At 41.5% G+C, this 834-nt stretch carries 1 protein-coding gene; it reads right to left on the reverse strand.

The annotated features are described in order from the left end of the window. Positions 1-615: cytochrome ubiquinol oxidase subunit I (locus ABN217_RS19140; protein ID WP_349459837.1), on the reverse strand; the 615-nt coding region annotated here is incomplete at its 3' end. Between the last annotated feature and the right edge of the window lie 219 nt (positions 616-834).

An 834-nucleotide genomic window follows, 5' to 3' on the forward strand; every position in this document is an offset into this window, starting at 1 on the left:
CCATGCGCCAGAAGCTCCAATAAAAAATGCAGCCGCAAGGAATGCTGCTGTTGTCATATGAAGCAAGCGATATGGGAAGGATGGATTGAAAATAACCGCTAGCCAATCAACAGGCACGATGCGATTATCAACGATTTCAAATCCTTGCGGAGTTTGCATAAAGCTATTAGACGCGAGGATCCAAAAAGTGGAAATAATTGTGCCTAGTGCGACCATACATGTCGCAAAAAAGTGGAGTTTTTCACCCACTCGTTGCATACCAAAAAGCATCACACCAAGGAAACCTGCTTCGAGGAAGAATGCTGTCAGTACTTCATAAGTGAGCAATGGGCCAGTAATACCGCCCGCAAAATCTGAGAAAAAACTCCAGTTTGTGCCAAATTGATATGCCATCACTAAGCCTGAAACAACGCCCATACCAAAATTGACAGCGAAGACTTTTGACCAGAAATGAAACAATTTTATATAGTCATCATCCCGAGTTTTCAGCCATAGGCCTTCTAGCACTGCCAAAAAACTGGCAAGACCGATAGTGATTGCCGGGAAAATAATATGGAACGAGACCGTAAACGCAAATTGTATACGAGCCAGTTCCAGCGCAGTTAGTCCAAACATATTGACCCCTGATTGGAATTGATAGTACGCACATCACAATTTCACTTTTGCCGCTGATAGGTGTGTAGTGCTGTTCCTTAGCAAAAAAACAATAGCAGCGGCTATTTGCCGAAAAGGCAAACGGAGTAAAAATGTTTTGTGCTTATAGTTAAAAAAAGTCAGGTGAATGTATGGATAAGTAGAACATGAGAAGATAAACTATAATAGTAACAATTTTTG

It is taken from the genome of Proteus sp. fly-1067 (assembly GCF_040139345.1).
Lineage (GTDB): Bacteria > Pseudomonadota > Gammaproteobacteria > Enterobacterales > Enterobacteriaceae > Proteus > Proteus vulgaris_B.